Below are 18,745 nucleotides of genomic sequence, written 5' to 3'. Positions count from 1 at the left end.
CTCCTCTCTTAAGCTGGCAGGGATTCAGAACAAGAGGAGCGCCACGGGTGGATTTCGGGCCGGATCGCTGGCGTTTGTACAGGCTTGCCGCTCGGGAGGCAGGCCGCGCCACGCGTGAGAGCATGGTCTGGAGCCTGTCCAGGCTCTCCAGCGCGCCCGTGCCGACGCGGCTGCTCTTCGCGCCGCAGGACCTGCGCACCGCCGACCCCACCATCGCGACCGACATCTATTCCGGCTTCTTCGCCTTCTCAGGCCGCGCCATCACCACGGGCGGTCGTTCGCCCTTCGCCTACAACCCGCCGAGCCGCGCCTGGGGCGAGGCGCTCTACGGATTCGGCTGGCTGCGACACCTGCGCGCCGCCGGCACGGCGCTGGCCCAGGCCAATGCCCGCTCTTTGGTGGATGAGTTCGTCACCTCCAAGCTCGGCGACAAGCGGCTTGCCTGCAGCACCGAAATCACGGCGCGCCGGCTCATGTCCTTCATCAGCCAGTCGCCGCTGATCCTGGAAGGCGCCGACCACGCCTTCTACCAGCGTTTCCTGCGCATCATCGGGCAGCATGTACGCATTCTGGAGCGACAGGCCCGCGCCGGCGCCATGCCCTATCAGCAGCTCATGGCAGCCATCGCCCTCTGTTATGCCGGCCTATGCTGCGAAGGCCTCGACCGCACCTTGAGGCGCGCCAGCCGCCTGCTGTCACGGGAGCTCGACCGGCAGATCCTGGCCGATGGCGGGCATGTAAGCCGCAACCCGCGCGTCGTTGTCGAGCTGCTGTTCGACCTTCTGCCCTTGCGCCAGATGTTCGCCAGCCGCGAGGTCGACACGCCCGAGGCGCTCCTGCGCTCCGTCGACCGCATGCTGCCGATGGTGCGCCTGTTCCGGCACGGGGACGGCACGCTGTCGCATTTCAACGGCATGGGCGTGACGGCGGCGGACCATCTGGCGACGCTGCTCACCTATGACGACATGCGCAGCCAGCCGATCCATCATGCGCCCCATTCGGGCTATGAGCGGCTGGAGGCCGGGCGCACGCTGCTGGTCGCCGATGTGGGCGCATCACCACCGCGGCCTCTGTCCCAGGAGGCTTGCGCGAGCTGCCTGTCGTTCGAGTTCTCGAGCGCTGCGCAGCGCATCGTGGTCAATTGCGGCATGCCGCAGATCGCCAGCAATCCGATTATCCAGGCCTCGCGCTCGACGGCGGCGCATTCCACCGCCTCGATCAACGACATCTCGTCCTGCCAGATCGTCGATAAGAAAGGCAACTGGCTGCAGCGCCGGGTCTCGGCCTGGATCGTGCGCCGCGTCGGTCCTGTCGTCCTGAATGGCCCCCAGCGTGTCGCGGCGGAGCGCAGCGAGCGCGAGCACGCGCAGCTCCTGAGCGCCAGCCATGACGGCTACAAGCCCCGTTTCGGGATCACCCACGAGCGGCGCTGGCAGCTGGCGCCCAAGGGCAACGTGCTGGAAGGCGAGGACAATTTCTGGAGCGAAGGGGGCCAGGGCGGACATTCCGGCAGCGCGCAAGCCATCATCCGCTTCCATCTCGCGCCTGGCATCAAGGCGAGCCGCGCACAAGGCGGCCGCGTGGTCATGCTGGTGCTGCCGAACCGGGAGGCCTGGCAGTTCTCGGCGGTTCCCATCGAGGCGGAGATCGAGGACAGCGTGTTCCTCGCCACAGCCGACGGCATGCGCCGTACGGAGCAGATCGTCCTGACCGTTCGCCCGAGCGAGACCCCGACGGTGCGCTGGCGATTCGAGCGCCTGGCGCGCACGTTCGAGCCGAACCAGCCACAGGAGCAGGCGGAGCTGATTTGAATAGGATCAAGAATCCTCTGACTATGCACTTATGAAATTTTCGGGTTTATCTTCTCCTATAATGTAACTAGGGGAGCATGAGCATGGATAGGCTGTGGGGCTTTATCAAAGAATTCAGCAGGCCTGCCCCCTCCAAAGATCAGGCTCATGAACGCTCATGGTATGGGATCACAGCCTCTGTCGTGATCCTGGCGTTCTGGATGCATCGACAAGGCCTGTTCTCTGACGTCATGCCTGTTGTGATGTGTGTAGCTCTAGCTATCGTGTTCTGGAGAGGTGAGCGGGGAATCCATCCCTACGATGGACGGCACAGCGTCGGCAAAAGAATGCACTTCCTGCTAACAATGGTTATCTTTTTAGGGATAGGAATTGCACTTCTGAACTCAGCCCCGGCGAAGTGGTTTCCGACATCCAGCCCCTACTGGGTAGTTCTTCCTTACGGTATATTCGCGCTACTCTCGGCTCTGCGGGGCTGGCGCATTGATTGGTGGCAGACAGAGTAAAGCCAGCTCGCGCTTCTATCGGTTGTCCAGCACTCATCGTGCTACCGCACCCATGTGTTTTCCTCAAAGGCACCGAGCAGCCTCAGGGGCTCTATATCCCCTGAGGCCTTACAGTTCTCGTTTTCTCAAGGCGGCGGATTCATCATCCACCATTCATCGACTCGGCTTTCGGGCTCGCGCCACAGGCCGATGTCACGCAGCGTATAATCGTTGAGATGATCAAACCTCTGCAAAGCCCGCTGGTAGGTGAAACGCTTCCACCACGCGACAAGTCCCGTCGCCCAAGATGCAGCGTTCCTGACCGTGAGAATGGCTTGACGGAATCGGAGCTTATGTTTCGGCGCAGATAAATGTGTGTTCATGCTTGCTCTCCACAATCGACGCGAGGAGAGCAGAGAACGTCAGGACCCTACCCGCCTCGGGAGGGTCCTCGGGAATGATCACGCACGCATCAGCGCAATACCCATCCCCCGCACCCTTTGAGGTACGTGAATTGATGGGTAAGGCGGGACATGCGGTTGATCATGACAGAAGTCCTAGCAGAAGTTATATCGTCCGCCAAGCTTTTGGATGTGAAGCAAATGCGCTGATAGGCTGCATCTCTATGTGGCCATTGATGGAAACGGTCGCGATCTCATGAATGCAAGAGGGTGAATGTAGCGGTTTGTCGTCATCTCCGGCTGTTCGGGCGGGGGCAAATCCACCTTGCTGGCCGAGCTTGGCAGGCGTGGGCACCCTATTGTGGAGGAGCCTGGCCGACGGATCGTCAAACAGGAATTGCAAGAAGGAGGGACGGCGCTTCCCTGGAAAGATGAATGGGCCTTTTCTCGCCGTGCCATCGCTATGGCCCTCGAAGATCGAGCAGCAGCTGCTGCTCTGGATGGGTGGGTGTTCTTTGACAGGAGCTTGGTGGACGCTGCGTCTTTTCTACAGCACCTGACCAACGAGCCAATTCTCACTTCGCTCGCCCAGCCGCATCGCTACCACCAAACTGTGTTCCTCACGCCTCCCTGGCCGGAAATATACGTCAATGATCCAGAGCGGCGTCACAACATGGAAGCAGCGGAAGCTGAATACGCCCGCTTGCTGGAAGCCTACCCAATGCTTGGGTACAAGGTTTCCATCTTGCCTAAGGTCAGTGTGGCGGAGCGTGCCGATATGATCGAGAGGGCTCTGGCAGATGAATGGCGCTGTTCAGGCCCGGTGGAATGTCGATGACCAGCGACAAGGGATTTGCCCGGCACTGCGTAAGGAGTGGCCTGAAACTCAGCCCCTCCCCTGTTCCCATCCCTGCCCCACCGTGCTATCGCGCCCGCATCTTTTTCCTCGAAGGGAGCGGCCGCCATGCCGAGCGACCTGAAGCGTGTCACCCGTGCTCTGCTTTCCGTATCCGACAAGACGGGTCTCGTGGACTTCGCTCGCGCGCTCGTTGAGCGCGGCATCGAGCTGGTCTCCACCGGCGGCACACATAAGGCACTGAGCGAGGCGGGCCTGCCCGTGAAGGATGTGAGCGAGCTCACGGGCTTTCCGGAAATGATGGATGGGCGCGTGAAGTCGCTGCACCCAGCCGTCCATGGCGGCCTGCTCGCGATCCGGTCCAACCCGGAGCATCAGGCGGCCATGCTGGCGCATGGCATCCAGGCCATCGACCTGCTGGTGGTGAACCTCTATCCCTTCGAGGCCACGGTCGCGGCGGGAAAACCCCATGACGACTGCATCGAGAACATCGATATCGGCGGCCCCGCCATGATCCGTGCGGCGGCCAAGAACCACGGCGACGTGGCCGTGGTGGTGGACGGCGCCGATTATGCATCCGTTCTCGACGATCTCGCGCAATACGACGGATCGGTGACGCTCACCCTGCGGCGCCGGCTGGCGCAGAAAGCATACTCGCGCACGGCCGCCTATGACGCGGCGATCTCCAACTGGTTCGCTAACGAGCTCGGCGAGGCCACACCGCCGTTCCGCGCGCTCGGCGGCTCGATTGCCGAAGTGATGCGCTACGGCGAGAACCCGCACCAGAGCGCCGCCTTCTACCGTACGCCGGAGAACCGCCCCGGCGTCGCCACCGCCCGTCAGGTGCAGGGCAAGCAGCTCTCATACAACAACATCAATGACACCGATGCGGCCTATGAGGCCGTGGCCGAGTTCGATCCGAATCGCTCGGCCGCTATCGTAATCGTCAAGCACGCCAATCCCTGCGGCGTGGCGGAAGGCGCGAGCCTTCGCGAGGCCTACGAGAAGGCGTTGCGCTGTGATCCGGTATCGGCCTTCGGGGGGATCGTTGCCATGAACCGCCCGCTCGATGCGGAGGCGGCCAAGGCCATCACCGAGATCTTCACCGAGGTGATCATCGCGCCCGATGCGAGCGAGGAGGCGATTGCGATCGTCGCCGCCAAGAAGAACCTGCGCCTGCTTCTCGCCGGCTCCCTGCCCGATCCGCGTGCACCGGGCCTGATGCTTCGCACGGTCGCTGGCGGCTTCCTGGCGCAGAACCGGGACAACGCCGTGGTCGATGCCATGGACCTCAAGGTCGTGACGAAGCGCGCACCGACGGAGCAGGAGCTCGCCGATTTGCGCTTCGCCTTCCGGGTCGCCAAGCACGTAAAATCGAATGCCATCGTCTATGCGAAGGACCTCGCCACCGTGGGCATCGGCGCCGGCCAGATGAGCCGCGTCGATTCCTCCCGCATCGCCGCCTGGAAGGCTGCGGAAGCGGCAAAGGCCGCCAGCCTGCCGGAAACGCTGGCCAAAGGCTCTGTGGTGGCCTCAGACGCCTTCTTCCCCTTCGCGGACGGCCTGCTCGCCGCAGCTGAAGCCGGCGCGACCGCCGTCATCCAGCCCGGCGGCTCCATGCGCGACGACGAGGTGATCAAGGCCGCTGATGAGGCGGGGCTGGCCATGGTGTTCACGGGCCACCGGCATTTCAGGCATTGACAACAGCGTCATCCCGGATCGGCTCACGCCGTCCGGGATGACGTTTCTCCTCAGCCTTCCCATATTGGACAGAGCAAAGGAGAAGCACATGATCGTCACCACCACGCCCACTATCGAAGGCCGTCGCATCGCTTCATATCGCGGCATCGTCTCGGGTGAGGCCATTCTCGGCGCCAACGTGTTCCGCGATTTCTTTGCTTCCATCCGCGACGTGGTCGGCGGGCGCTCCGGCTCCTACGAGCGGGTTTTGCGCGACGGGCGCGACACGGCCCTGGAGGAGATGATCGACGAGGCAAAGCGCCTTGGTGCCCAAGCCATCGTCGGCGTTCACATGGATTACGGGGCCATCGGCAAGAACGAAGGCATGATGATGGTGACGGTCAGCGGCACGGCGGTGACATTGGAGTAGTCCCCTCCCCTGTCATCCCCGCGAAGGCGGGGGTGACAGGGGGGAGTTTCACGCGCGCTTTACACCGCTCAGCAGCCAGAATCCTACGAGCAGGAACAGGATCAGCACCGCCGGTCCTGCGCTTTGAGTCTGGAAGATCGCGGTGGCGACCGCAACGGCGAGCGGGGCGAGGAACGACGTGACTTTTCCGGAGAGCGCCAGCAGGCCGAAATAGCGGCCTGCCTCTTGCGCCGGAACCAGCCGCGCGAGCAGGCTGCGCGAGGACGCCTGAAGCGGGCCGGCGACGGAGCCGATGACGAGACCGAGCAGCACGAACACCTTTTCCGGCGCGGAGCCGTAGAGGCCATCGTCCGATGCCGGCGGTGCGGTCGGAAACACGAAGAAGATGTGGTCGCGCCCCAGCGACAGAATGCCGGCGCAGACGAGCGCCAGGATGACGATCGCCCCGAGGATCACGGGTTTCGCGCCGATGCGGTCGTCGAGCCATCCGCCGATCAGCGCGCCGATGGTGCCGGTGATCGTCAGCATGATGCCGAACAGCCCGAGCTCGATGGCCTGCCAGCCGAACACGCCGGCCCCGTAGATGCCCCCGAAGGCGAAGAGCGCCACGAGCGCATCCTGATAGACCATGTTGGCCAGAAGGAAGCGCCCGACGCTCGGGTGGCGACGTGCATCCGCGATGGTGTTCCTGACCTGCGAGAGCCCCTTCCGCGCCGCTTCCTCAAGGCTCATGCCTGAGCGTGGAACATCCGGCGTGAGCAGAAAGAGCGGCAGCACGAAGACAAAGAACCACAGGGCCGAGAACGGACCCGTGACGCGGTCACCTTCGCGTGTTGATGGATCGAGACCGAAGAGCGGATCCAGGCCGAAGACGGTCTTCATCGACGCGGGATCGGCGGCAAGAAAGCCCAGCACGATCAAGAGCGACACTAGCCCGCCGCAATAGCCCATCGCCCAGCCGGTGCCCGAAAGGCGCCCGTAGCGCTCCGGCGGCACGAGATGCGGGATCATGGCATTGTTGAACACCGCCGCCACTTCCACGGCGACCGTCCCGAAGGCAAAGCCGATCAGGGCGATTGCGATGGCATTGGGCTGCCCGGGCGCAGCGTACCAGAGCGCAATGGACGCGATGACCAGCACGAGGCCGCAGGATGCGATCCAGGGCTTCTTCGGCCCTGTGGCATCGGCGATGGAGCCGAGCACCGGCGAGAGAACGGCGAGGACGAGCCCGGCCGCCGCCGTCGCATAGCCCCAGAGGCTCTGACCGCTCACCGGATCGGAGGCCAGGGCAGAGGCGAAATAGGGTGCGAACACGAAGGTGGTGACGAGGGTGAAGAAGGGCTGACACGCCCAGTCGAACAGCAGCCAGCCCAGGATCGCGGGACGCGAGGCCTTTCGTGAAGGCGCGAGGGGATTGATGTGTCTCACTGGATTCTGATGTCTACTTTAGCGTTTCGATCCCCTGTCATCACCGGCCTTGTGCCGGTGATCTCGGTTATGTGGAGCGCTGAGCCTCACCGAAGCGGGATGGCCGGGACAAGCCCGGCCATGACGAAGGTTTTCACCCATTTGTATCACCCCCCGTCCAACTCTTCCCCACAAGGGGGAGGAGGGCTCGTAAAGGTTCAGGTCGTCCGCGCAAGATCACCGAGGAGGCTTGCCGCAACCGTGATCTTCGACAGGGTCAGGCCCGACGAGACGATGCCGTCGACCGCGCTCCGGATGCGGTTGACATCCGTACCGCGCTTCTCGCCCCAGGCACGCACCGCCTCGACGCCGGATGCGTCATGAGAGGACACCTCAGCGGTCAGGCCGCGATGGGCATAGGCGATGCTGTCGATGGCGCGGTCCAGCGCCAGGCGGTCGAAGTAATCGCTGACGCTGATCTCCTGCGCGGCACCGATGAGCGCGCCGAGACGGAAGGAGGCCTCGAGCGCGAAGTGGGTGCAGGCGATCTCAGACACCGGCTTGTCCGTCTTGTGCGCCGTCTGCACGATATCGGGCGCCGCCACGAGATCGGGCAGCGACGCGATCCGCCGTGCCAGGTCCTCGGGAACACCCTCATCCACCAGCGCCTTCGTGCGCGCCTCCCACACCGTCTTGGCTTCAGGCGAGAGTGCGTCGCCGAGGCTCTGCTCGACTTCAGCAATGCCGGCCCGGTAAGTGCCGATGACCTGGTCAAGGGAGTGGTTGGCGAAGTCCACGTTGCGGATGAACCAGACGATCCGGTTCATGAGCAGATCCTGCAATTCGCCGTAGAGGCGCAGCTGCACCCGGCCCGGCACAATGCCATCGAGGGCATCGATAGCGGCGTTCAGCTCGACCAGGCCAAAGGAATCGCGGGTTGCCGCGTAGGCCGCCGCGATGGTCGGCGCATCCGCGCCGGTCTGGTCCACGAGGCGGGCCACCATGGTCGGGCCGCCGCGGTTGATGATGGCGTTGGCGAGCTGCGTGGCGATGATCTCGCGCCGCAGGCGATGGCTTGCGATCGCATCGGGAAAGCGCTCGCGCATCCCGGCCGGGAAGTAGCGCTCGAGCTCTTTGCCGAGATACGGATCGTCCGGCACGGGGCTGTCGAGCAGGGCGTCATGCAGCGAGAGCTTGGCATAAGCCAGCAGCACCGCAAGCTCCGGCCGCGTCAGCGCCTCGCCGCGGCGGGCGCGCTCAGTGAGCGTGCTGTCGTCGGGCAGGTATTCCACCGCACGGTTGAGGCGGCCTTGCGCCTCCAGCATGTGCATGAGCCGGCGCGCGAAACCAAGATCGGCAAGCCCCCGCTGCTCGGAGAGCGAGAGCGCCAGGGACTGCAGGTAGTTGTTGCGCAGCACGAGGGCTGCGACATCCTCAGTCATGTCGGCAAGCAACGTATTGCGCTGCTCGTCCGAGAGGCGTCCGTCACGCTCCGGCGTGGTGAGCGCAATCTTGATGTTCACCTCCACGTCGGAGGTGTTCACGCCTGCCGAATTGTCGATGGCATCCGTGTTGATGCGCACACCCTTCTGCGCCGCCTCGATGCGCCCGCGCTGGGTCATGCCCAGATTGGCACCCTCGCCGATCACCTTGGCGCGCACGTCGGGTCCGGTGATGCGGATCGGATCGTTGGCGCGATCCCCCACCTGCTCGTCGGTTTCGCTTGATGCGCGGACATAGGTGCCGATGCCGCCGAACCAGAGCAGGTCGACACGGGCTTTCAGGATGGCGTTCATCACCTCTGCGGGCGTGGCTTCCGGCTTGTCGAGGTCGAGCAGTGCTCGCACCTCGGCCGAGAGCGGGATCGATTTGGCATTGCGCGAGAACACGCCGCCGCCCTTCGAGATCAGCGCCTTGTCGTAATCCTGCCAGCTGGAGCGGGGTAGATTGAACAGGCGCTCGCGCTCGAGATAAGTCGCTTCCGGATCCGGGTTCGGATCGAGGAAGATGTCGCGATGGTCGAAGGCTGCCACGAGCTTGAGGGCGCGTGACAGGAGCATGCCATTGCCGAACACGTCGCCGGACATGTCGCCCACGCCCGCCACCGTCACCGGAGTGGTCTGGGTGTCGATGTCGATCTCACGGAAGTGGCGCTTGACCGCTTCCCAGGCGCCACGGGCCGTGATGCCCATCTTCTTGTGGTCGTAGCCCTGGCTGCCACCGGATGCGAAAGCATCGCCGAGCCAATGACCCTTCTCGATGGAGAGCGCGTTGGCCGTATCGGAGAAGGTGGCCGTGCCCTTGTCGGCGGCGACCACGAGATAGGGATCGTCGCCGTCGTGGCGCACCGTGTCCGGCGGCGGGACGATGCTGTCACCCATGATGTTGTCGGTGAGCTGGAGCATCGTGCGCACGAAGATGCGGTAGCTCTCGGTGCCCTCGGCCAACCAGGCCTGCCGGTCGCTCGCGGGCGGCAGGAGCTTCGGCACGAAGCCGCCCTTGGCGCCCACCGGCACGATGACGGCGTTCTTAACCTGCTGCGCCTTCACGAGGCCCAGCACCTCGGTGCGGAAATCCTGCGGCCGGTCGGACCAGCGCAAGCCGCCGCGCGCCACCTTGCCGAAGCGCAGGTGCACGCCTTCCACACGGGGCGAATAGACGAAGATCTCGTAGAGGGGCCGGGGCAGCGGCAGCCCTTCCACCTTGGCGCATTCGAACTTGAACGCGATGGTCTGGCGCGGCAGGCCATTGTCCTCGAGCTGGAAGAAATTGGTGCGGGTCGCAGCGTCGATCAGGTTGATGAAGCGATGCAGGATCCGGTCGTCGTCGAGACTCGTGACCTGCTTCAGCTGCTCTTCGATCCGCTCGCGGATCACAGCCTCGGCGGCCGTGCGGCCCTGCTCGTGGCGGGGGTCGAAGCGGGCATAGAAGAGCTTCACGAGATCGGCCACGATTGCGCCGTGCCGCGCGAGCGTTCCGGCGATGTAGTCCTGCGAATAGGTGACCTGGATCTGGCGCAAGTAGCGGCCGAAGGCCCGGATCATGGCGACATCGCGCCAGCCAAGACCGGCTTCGAGCACCAGACGGTTGAAGCCGTCGGATTCCGCAAGTCCCCGGAACAGGGCGAGCAGCGCCGCCTCGATGAGCGCCTGGATCTCATCGATCCGGATTGTTCCGCCTGCGGCGCGCTCCAGAGTCATATCGTGGAGCCACACCCGGTCCGCGCCCGTGAAGGCCACGCGATAGGTTCGCTCGTTCACCACGCGGAAACCGAGATTCTCCAAGAGCGGCACGCGATCCGACAGCGGCAGCGATTGGTTGAGCGAGAACACCTTCAGGTTCACGCGGGTCTCGCCATCGCCTTCGCGGCGGTAGAGATCGACCGCGCGGGGGCGCGCCTCCGAGAGCTGTTCCAGCAGGCTGATGTCCTGGATCACCTGCTCGGCCCCGAAGGCCTCACGATAAGCGGCGCTGAACGCCTCGCCGTAGCGCGATGCGAGCGCGCGCGCCTTTGCGCCGCCGACAGAGGCGTTGAGCGCATCGCGCAGAGCATCGCTCCAGGTGCGCACGATGGCGGAGATGCCCTTTTCCAGGGTCTCGCGGGTAACCTGCGGGGTCTGCCCCTCGTCGCGGCCGATGATGTAATGGGTGCGCGCGAGCGGGCCTTCCGGATAGGACGGATAGGAGGCGGAGACGCGCCCCTCATAGATGCCGGCGAGGAACTGGCCGATGCGCAGGCGGGCCTGCGTATCGTACCGGTCCTTGGGCACGAAGACGAGCACCGACACGAAACGGTCGAATTCGTCGGCGCGCGCCAGCACACGCACCCGCGGACGCTCCGACAAATTCATGATGTCGATGGCAAAATGGTAAAGCGTGTCCTCGTCGATCTGGAACAGCTCGTCGCGCGGATAATTCTCGAGCACGTTGAGAAGCGCGCGGCCGGCATAGCTCGACGGGTCGAAGCCCGCACGGGCCGTGACTTTCGCCACCTTGTGGCGCAGATACGGCACCTCGCCCGTGGTGTTGGTGTAGGCGCTTGCGGTGAACAGGCCGACGATGCGCAGCTCGCCCTGCAGATGGCCATTGCCGTCGAAGAGTTTCACGCCGATGTAATCGAGATGCGCCCGGCGATGGACGCGGGACTTCACATTCGCCTTCGTGATGATGAGCGCCTGCGGGCGTGCCAGGAAGGCGCGGATTTCCGGCGACATGGAAACCAGCTCGCGCCCACGGCGCAGCACGCGCACGCTCGGGTCGCGCAAGAGGCCCAAACCTGAACCCTCCACCGGATCGGCGGCGGTGTCGCCGGACGGCAGGCGGTATTCGCGAAGCCCTAAGAAGGTGAAATTGTCCCGCGCGATCCAGTCGAGGAAGGCGATGGCCTCCTTAACCTCGTCGTCTGGAAGCGGCGGCGGGTTGAGGCGGTAGTTGTGCACGATCTCGGTGACGCGGGCGCGCATGCCCGGCCAGTCATGCACCGCCAGCGACACGTCGTTGTGGACCCGCCGCATGGCCTCGATGATTCCGGTGCGGGTCTCCGGGTCGTCGATGCGGGGCAGGTGAATATGGATAAAGCTCTCGCGTTTCACGCCGAGCCGCAGGGCCGCCGTGGCCTCGCCTACGAGGCGCACGAGGGCACCGCCGGAATCGCGCTCCACGGCGAGGATCGGATGGGCCACGAGAAGGGGGTCGTAGCCCTGGTCGACGATCTCGGCCAGGGTCGAATCGAGCAGGAAGGGCATGTTATCGTTGACGATCTCAAGCACCGTCACGTCCTGGTGCCGGCCGTCGCGCTCGACCTCCACGTCGAGGAGGCGGACATCCGCGCCATCAGCAGTGCGGGAGGCCTTGAGATGCTCGAAGGCTTCCGCTGCGAGATCCGCCAAGGACTTGGGCGAGTAGAAGGCGAGATCCTCGGACGGCACCCGCCCGTACAAGTCGCGCACGAAGGTTGGAGGGGTGGCCTTGTTTCCGGCTTCCAGCACGGCGACGGCTTCTGCCGTCAACTCGCTTCCGCTGGTCGGTGTATCCAGCTTCATGCGCGCATCCTCTTTTATCGTCGTTGTTTATCGTTGTTGTCGCGGGAGCGTTGCCACAGAGCGGCAGGCCGTGCAAGGACACCCTGCTGCTCCGCGCCGTGTAGGGTTAAGTTATTGCAGCGCACAGACATATTATGCTGCCTGAGCCTCCGGAGACGAAAGATTCGTGTCGCCCCATTCCTTCATGGCCATAAGCACCGGCTCGAGGCTCCGCCCGCGGGCCGACAGGGAATATTCGACCCGGGGCGGCACCTGGGCATAGACCGTGCGGATGATGAGCCCGTCGGCTTCCAGCTCACGCAGCTGATGCGTGAGCATGCGCTGGGTGACATTGGGAATGAGCCGGCGCAGCTCGTTGAAGCGGAGCGTCCCGCGCAGGAGCTTGTAGAGCACGACGATCTTCCACTTGCCGTCGATGAGGCTGAGCGTGCGTTCGACCGCGCATCCTTGAACCCCCGGAACCTTCGAAGACACCCTCGGCATCACGGTATCCTTTTTGACCCTATGGGCTGTTTTTGTGCGTTCTTGCGGCCTCAAACACTATGCTCAACTATGAGTTCGTCAACAGGAGACAAGCCATGCGCGCCGTCGGCTATCAGCAATCCCTTCCCATCGACCAGGATTCCTCCCTCATCGACGTCGAACTCCCCCGCCCTGATCCAGGGCCGCGCGACCTTCTGGTCGAGATCAAGGCGGTGTCCCTGAACCCGGTCGACACCAAGGTCCGCATGCGGGCTCAAGCAGAGGCGGGCGGCGTGAAGGTGCTGGGTTTTGACGCCGCCGGCATCGTGCGCGGCGTGGGCTCAGGGGTCTCGCTGTTCAAGGACGGCGACGAGGTGTTCTATGCCGGCGCCATCACCCGGCCCGGAACCAATGCGGAATTTCACATCGTCGACGAGCGGCTGGTGGGGGCAAAGCCAAAGTCCCTCAGCTTCGAGGAGGCGGCTGCGCTGCCGCTGACCACGCTCACCGCCTGGGAGACCCTGTTCGACCGGCTCGACGTGAAGCGTCCGGTCAAGGGTGCGGCCAATGCCCTTCTGATCGTAGGCGCGGCCGGCGGCGTGGGTTCTGTCGCCCTTCAACTGGCGCGCCGCCTGACGGACCTCACCGTAATCGCCACGGCCTCGCGTCCCGAAACCCGGGCCTGGGCCCAAGAACTCGGGGCCCACCATGTGATCGATCACAGCCAGCCCCTCGCTGCTCAGGTCGAAGCCCTCGGGATCGGCGCACCGGCCTTTGTGTTCTCGATCACCCATACGGACACGCATTTTCCGGAGATCGCCAAGGTCATCGCGCCTCAGGGCCGCTTCGCGCTCATCGATGACCCGAAGGCGCCGCTCGACATCAGCCTGCTGAAGGGAAAGAGCGTGTCGATTCACTGGGAATCCATGTTCACCCGCTCGACGTTCCAAACGGCCGACATGGAGCGCCAGCACGAGATCCTGACTGAGGCCTCGCGCCTGGTGGATGCGGGAACGATCAGGACGACACTCTCGGATGTGATCGGGCCGATCAATGCGGCGAATCTCAGGCGGGCACATGCGCTGATCGAGAGCAATCGCACGCGCGGCAAGATCGTGTTGTCGGGATTTTGAGGATCTTCTGATCCTCCTCTGTCATCACCGGCCTTGTGCCGGTGATCTCGATTAGTGGACCGCCACGCCTCTCTGTATCGAGATGGCCGGGACAGGCCCGGCCATGACGTAGAGGGAGTATGAACTCTTGCGTCGCTCGTTAGCGACAAAAAGAAAAGGCTGCCCCGTAAGGCAGCCTTGTGTCTCGACGTGGCCCGGCTCTCCAAATGACCCGGAGGGCTGGGGGGCTGACGTGTCCAAGCCGTTCGATGAGCCGGGCCGTCGAGGCAACTTGAGCATTAACGGAGTTCAGTGCGGCTCCAATTCGGCACGAATGAGGCAGGAATAAGATTTGCAAAGGAAGCGGTGATTCATTGTGTCCTAACGGGTTGATCCGTTAGCCGCCTGCGCCCATCATCAGGGTATGTTAACAGCCATGGGAGGCGTCATGAGCGAAGGTGACATCGCGGAGCCGCTGCGCGGCGGCTCGAGCCAGGGCACGGCCCATATCGTACCCTTCCCCGCCGCGCCGAAACAGGTGTCCTTCGACCGCTCCGAGTTGCAGGCCATTCTCAACCTCTACGGCCGCATGGTGGCGGCTGGCGAATGGCGCGATTACGCGATCGACTTCATGCCGGACAAAGCCGTTTTTTCCATCTTCCGCCGCACGTCGGAAGTGCCCCTCTACCGCATAGAGAAAGACCCGAAGCTCGCCAGGAAGCAGGGCGCGTATGCGGTCATCGTCTCGACGGGCCTGATCCTCAAGCGCGGGCACGAACTCGACCGGGTCTTGCGGGTTCTCGACAAGCCCAAGGTGGTGTCCGCTTAACCGGCTGAAAGCGGCCGTGTCGGCGGCTCGGTTGTGCCGGGTCCGAGAGGCCGCTGCATCAGCACAGTGGAAAGCCAGCGCCCGTGCTTGTAGCCGACCCCCTTGAAGATCCCGACAGGCTCGAAGCCGTGGCTTCTGTGCAAGGCGATGGAGCCATGCGATTCCTCGTCGCCGATGACGGCCACCATGAGGCGGAAATCCAGGGCCTCGCATTGCTCGATCAGCGCCACAAGGAGCGCGCGTCCAACGCCCTGTCCCTGTGCGGACGGAGCGACATAGATCGAATCCTCGACAGTGGAGCGATAGGCAGGGCGCGTGCGGTAGGCGCCCGCATAGGCATAGCCCAGAAGCTTCCCGCCTTGTTCGGCCACGAGATAGGGATAGCCGCCCTCCAGGATCGCATCGCGGCGACGAGCCATCTCGGCTTGTGATGGGGGATCGAGTTCGAACGAGGCCGTGCCATGCGTCACCGCATGGGCATAGATCGCCGTGATGGCAGGGAGGTCGCTCTCAAGGGAGGGTCGGATGACGAAGCTCATGAACCAGTCGTAATGCCACGCTTTACGCGACGCAACGAACAAACAAAAAGCCCCGGCTTTGGGCCGGGGCTTTCAAAGAGCATCTGCTCCGTCCTCTGTTACTCGTTGCGGTTGCCCACGAGAGCCAGGAGGAACTGGAACATGTTGATGAAGTCCAGGTACAGCGTCAGGGCGCCGAACACGGAGACCTTGGCGGCGGCTTCCTGGTCGAAGTTGCCGTACAGGTACATCTCCTTCAGCTTCTGCGTGTCGTAGGCGGTGAGGCCTGCGAAGATCAGCACGCCGATCACCGAGATGCCGAACTGCAGCATGCTCGACGCGACGAAGATGTTCACGATGGAAGCCAGGATGAGGCCGACGAGGCCCATCATCAGGAACGAGCCCATGCCGGACAGGCTGCGGTTCGTGGTGTAGCCCCAGAGCGACAGCGAGCCGAAAGCCGCTGCCGTGATGAAGAACACCTGCACAACGCTCCCGCCGGTATAGCGGATGAGAAGCGTCGAGAGCGAAGCACCCATCACCGCCGCAAAAGCGAAGAAGGTGCCGCGAGCTGCGGCCGCCGACATCCGGTCCATCCGGAACGTGAAGAAGAAGATGAAGGCCAGAGGTGCCAGCGCCACAACCCACATCAGGGGCGAGCCATACAGGGTCGCGCCGAACTGGGTCAGGCCGACACCACCCATCCGGGCAACCGCTTGCGACGGATCGCTCGTGGTGGCCAGCATGTTGATGCCGAGCGCGACCAGGGCCGAGATGCCTAGGCCCAGGACCATGTTGTTGTAGACGCCGAGCATGAAGGCGCGCAGGCCTTGATCGACCTGAGCCGCCGTCCGGGCAAAGCCGGTGCCATAGGCGTTTTGGTTTTGCTCATACGGTTGCATCGGAGTCCTTTCTCACGGTGTCCCGTTGTTCCCTCGAAAGGCTGGATTCAGCCCTCGGTCGCCGCAATTCGGGCGACACGTGAAATATGAGAGGTCTGCCCTTTTTTCGCAAGAGGCAAGGTCAAGCTTCAATTCTTCGTGAAGCAAGAAAAGGGAAGAGCAGAGTTGCTGCTGCTCCTCACAAAGCTTTTCGCGCTTCTTTATAACGCGGCTGCCTCCAGGGCCCTTAAAGGTTTCTCAAATACTGCGCCGGCTTTTGACTTAAGATCCGCCAGGTTCCCACCAGGCCTAATCCGACGCTGACCAGAACGGCCAAGGCTGAAGCCAGGATGGCGCCCGACAAATCTAAGGTAAAGCTTAGGTTCATGACACGCTCGACGATAAAGTAGGCAGCGAGCGAGCCGGCTAGCAGGCCAAAAATTGCCGTCGCCAAGCCCAGCAGCCCGTATTCGAGCGCATAAGCCGAGAGCAGCCGGGCGCGGGTGGCGCCCAGCGTCTTGAGCACCACGGCATCGTAGAGCCGCGCTCGGTGGCCGGCCGCCAAGGCGCCCGCAAGCACCAGGAGGCTCGCGATCAGCGCGATGGAGCTTGCGCCGCGAATCGCCATGACGAGCTGCGAGACCACGTCGTTCACCGCCTCCAGGGCATCCTTGACCCGCACGCTCGTGACCATGGGATAGGCCTGTGCGGAGCTGCGCAGGATCTTGGTATCGAGGGCGGCGTCGGAACCGTTCGGGAAGGTGACGGTGGCCAGATGCGTGTGCGGCGCGCCCGCGAAAGCGTTGGGCGAGAACACCATGACGAAGTTGATGCCCATGGAGCGCCATTCCACCTCGCGCAGGTTGGCGATGGTGGCGGAGATGTTGCGCCCTAGCACGTTGACGGTGATCTCGTCGCCGATCTTCAGCCCCAGGCCCTCGGCTATCCTCCGGTCGAAGGAGACCAGCGGCCTGCCGCGATAGTCCTCGGGCCACCACTCGCCCTGCACGATTTTCGAGCCTTCCGGCGGCGTCCTGGCATAGGTGATGCCGCGGTCGCCCTCAAGCACCCAGGACACGTCCTCGGGCGCCTTGACCTCGGCGACGGGCCGGCCGCCCAGGGTTACGAGACGGCCGCGCATCATGGGCACACGTTCGATCTGCGCCTCCGAGGTCTGCTGCCTGAGGAAGCCTTCGAAGGCATCGGCCTGCTGGTTCGGGATGTCGAGGAAGAAGAAGCTGGGTGCCTTCTGCGGCAGGCTTTGCGTCAGCTGGCGCGTCAGGTTGGTGTCGATGAGCGCGAGCGTGACCAGAAGCGTGATGCCGAGGCCCAGCGACAGCACCAGGGACGGCGTGAGCGCGCCGGGTCGGTGGATGTTGGCAAGCGCCAGCCGCGGCGAGGTGCTTCTGGGACGCGGCAGGCGGCGGGCAAGCGCCATGATCCCAAGGGCGACAAGATGCAGGAGCACGAAGGAACCGGCTGCGGCAGCGACGAACATCAGGGCAACCCGCCGGTCATAGGCCGCCAGCACCGACAGCCCGACGAGGGCCACGACGGATAGCGTAAGCGCCGTGACATAGCGCTTGCGCGGCCAGCGCCGCTCCGGGTCGATCTGGTCGCGGAAAAGCCCGGAGACCGGCACGTCATGGGCTCGGCCCAAAGGCGCGATGGCGAAGACCAGCGCGGTGAGCGCCCCGTAGAGCAGCGCGATCCCGAGTTCGCTCCAGGCCAGCGTCGGCTGGATCGGGATCGGCAGGAGATGGCCGAAAAGTCCGGTAATTACGAACGGCAGGGCTGCCCCAAAGGCCAGGCCTATCCCGATGCCCACGATGGCGATCAGCATCACCTGGGTGAGGTAGAGCATCACCACCTGCCCACCTGGCGCGCCGAGGCTTTTCAAGGTGGCAATGGAGCCACGCTTGCGATCGACGAAGCCGCGCACCGCATTGGCGACGCCAACGCCGCCCACGAGCAGCGCCGTGAGGCCGACGAGCGTGAGGAACTGGGTGAAGCGCTCGATGTTGCGGGCAAAGCGCGGATCGGCATTGAGACGCGTGCGGATGTTCCAGCCCGCCTCGGGCAGGACACGGCCCGCTTCCGCCTCGATCCGGGTCAGCCCCTCCTCGGTCGATTGCTCAGGTGGAAGGGTGAGCCGATAGGTCCAGCGCACGAGGCTGCCGGGCTGCACAAGCCCCGTGGCCTGCAACGCCTGCTGCGAGAGCAAAAGCCGCGGTCCGAAGCCGATGCCGTCGGCGATCTTGTCGGGCTCGGACACGAGGCTCGCCCTCAGCTCCACGTTTGCGGCGCCCACCGTCACCCGGTCGCCGATCTTGAGGTCGAGCCGTGCGAGCAGCGCTGGATCCACCGCCGCCCCGAAGGCGCCGTCGCGTTCGGCAAAGAGCTCGGCGGGCGGCAATTGCGGGTCGGTCTCAAGGGTGCCAACGGTGGGATAGCCCCCGTCGACCGCCTTCATTTCAACCAGTCCGGAGCCCTTATCACCGGCAATGGCCATGGCCCGCATGGTGGCGATGATGTTGACCCGGCCTTGGGATTCGAGGAAGGCGCGCTCGGGCGCGCCAGCTTCGCGCTGGAGCAGGGAGAAGGCCATATCGCCGCCGAGGATCCGGCGTCCCTCGCTCGAAATTCCCTCGGTGAGCGAACGAGACAGGGACGAGACGCTCGCAATCGCCGCGACGCCGAGCGCGATGCAGGCGAGGAAGATGCCGAAGCCTTTAAGCCCCGCGCGAAGCTCGCGGAAAGCCAAGCGCAGCAGGAGCGGCAGGCGGGACGAAGAAGAGCGCTTCTGCGGTGTGGCCGGGAGGGTGCCGTGCATG

At 64.2% G+C, this 18,745-nt stretch carries 13 protein-coding genes; 6 read left to right on the top strand and 7 right to left on the bottom strand.

The window, feature by feature from the left end; genetic code table 11:
* Positions 1-47: 47 nt before the first annotated feature.
* Positions 48-1,811 carry a heparinase II/III family protein gene (locus VB618_RS10775; RefSeq protein ID WP_329796646.1) on the top strand — a complete coding sequence of 588 codons (1,764 nt, stop codon included), beginning with the start codon at positions 48-50 and terminating at the stop codon, positions 1,809-1,811.
* Positions 1,812-2,439: 628 nt separating this feature from the next.
* Here VB618_RS10775 and VB618_RS10770 read toward each other — a convergent pair.
* The gene (locus tag VB618_RS10770) at positions 2,440-2,676 is read right to left on the bottom strand and encodes a hypothetical protein (RefSeq protein WP_329796645.1); all 237 of its coding nucleotides are present in this window, start codon (positions 2,674-2,676) and stop codon (positions 2,440-2,442) included.
* Positions 2,677-2,986: 310 nt separating this feature from the next.
* Between VB618_RS10770 and VB618_RS10765 the strand changes: the two genes are divergently transcribed.
* The 3 genes from VB618_RS10765 (at position 2,987) to VB618_RS10755 (ending at position 5,660) form a co-directional block, all read left to right on the top strand.
* Positions 2,987-3,532, top strand: a complete 546-nt coding sequence (locus VB618_RS10765; protein ID WP_329796893.1) for an AAA family ATPase — start codon at positions 2,987-2,989, stop codon at positions 3,530-3,532.
* Between the two features lie 126 nt (positions 3,533-3,658).
* A complete protein-coding gene (gene purH / locus VB618_RS10760) occupies positions 3,659-5,251 on the top strand; it encodes a bifunctional phosphoribosylaminoimidazolecarboxamide formyltransferase/IMP cyclohydrolase (protein WP_329796644.1) in 1,593 nt (530 codons plus the stop codon).
* 88 nt (positions 5,252-5,339) lie between these two features.
* Positions 5,340-5,660, top strand: coding sequence for a heavy metal-binding domain-containing protein (locus VB618_RS10755; RefSeq protein WP_329796643.1), 321 nt, complete (start codon positions 5,340-5,342; stop codon positions 5,658-5,660).
* A gap of 48 nt (positions 5,661-5,708) precedes the next feature.
* On the opposite strand, the gene VB618_RS10750 is transcribed toward VB618_RS10755, so the two are convergent.
* From VB618_RS10750 to VB618_RS10740, 3 genes are all read right to left on the bottom strand, one after another.
* Positions 5,709-7,088 carry an MFS transporter gene (locus VB618_RS10750; RefSeq protein WP_329796642.1) on the bottom strand — a complete coding sequence of 460 codons (1,380 nt, stop codon included), beginning with the start codon at positions 7,086-7,088 and terminating at the stop codon, positions 5,709-5,711.
* A gap of 197 nt (positions 7,089-7,285) precedes the next feature.
* Positions 7,286-12,109 (bottom strand): NAD-glutamate dehydrogenase, encoded by a 4,824-nt coding sequence (locus tag VB618_RS10745; RefSeq protein ID WP_329796641.1) that lies wholly within the window; start codon positions 12,107-12,109, stop codon positions 7,286-7,288.
* A gap of 132 nt (positions 12,110-12,241) precedes the next feature.
* Complete coding sequence (locus VB618_RS10740; protein ID WP_329796640.1) at positions 12,242-12,592, bottom strand: winged helix-turn-helix transcriptional regulator; 351 nt, start codon at positions 12,590-12,592, stop codon at positions 12,242-12,244.
* 95 nt (positions 12,593-12,687) lie between these two features.
* Between VB618_RS10740 and VB618_RS10735 the strand changes: the two genes are divergently transcribed.
* Both VB618_RS10735 and VB618_RS10730 read left to right on the top strand, forming a co-directional pair.
* Entirely contained in the window at positions 12,688-13,704 is a 1,017-nt protein-coding gene (locus VB618_RS10735) for a zinc-binding alcohol dehydrogenase family protein (RefSeq protein WP_329796638.1), read from the top strand.
* A 427-nt stretch (positions 13,705-14,131) separates the two neighbouring features.
* Positions 14,132-14,512 (top strand): DUF2794 domain-containing protein, encoded by a 381-nt coding sequence (locus VB618_RS10730; protein ID WP_329796637.1) that lies wholly within the window; start codon positions 14,132-14,134, stop codon positions 14,510-14,512.
* Here VB618_RS10730 and VB618_RS10725 read toward each other — a convergent pair.
* From VB618_RS10725 to VB618_RS10715, 3 genes are all read right to left on the bottom strand, one after another.
* Positions 14,509-15,051: a GNAT family N-acetyltransferase gene (locus VB618_RS10725; RefSeq protein WP_329796636.1), complete on the bottom strand. Its 543-nt coding sequence runs from the start codon at positions 15,049-15,051 to the stop codon at positions 14,509-14,511. The two genes, VB618_RS10730 and VB618_RS10725, sit on opposite strands and share 4 nt — an antisense overlap.
* A gap of 98 nt (positions 15,052-15,149) precedes the next feature.
* Positions 15,150-15,932, bottom strand: coding sequence for a Bax inhibitor-1/YccA family protein (locus VB618_RS10720; RefSeq protein ID WP_329796634.1), 783 nt, complete (start codon positions 15,930-15,932; stop codon positions 15,150-15,152).
* Between the two features lie 226 nt (positions 15,933-16,158).
* Positions 16,159-18,744, bottom strand: a complete 2,586-nt coding sequence (locus VB618_RS10715) for an ABC transporter permease (RefSeq protein ID WP_329796633.1) — start codon at positions 18,742-18,744, stop codon at positions 16,159-16,161.
* Position 18,745: the final 1 nt, after the last annotated feature.

The organism is Microvirga sp. CF3062, from assembly GCF_036314045.1.
Lineage (GTDB): Bacteria > Pseudomonadota > Alphaproteobacteria > Rhizobiales > Beijerinckiaceae > Microvirga.
This window is presented reverse-complemented; position numbering and strand designations above follow the sequence as displayed.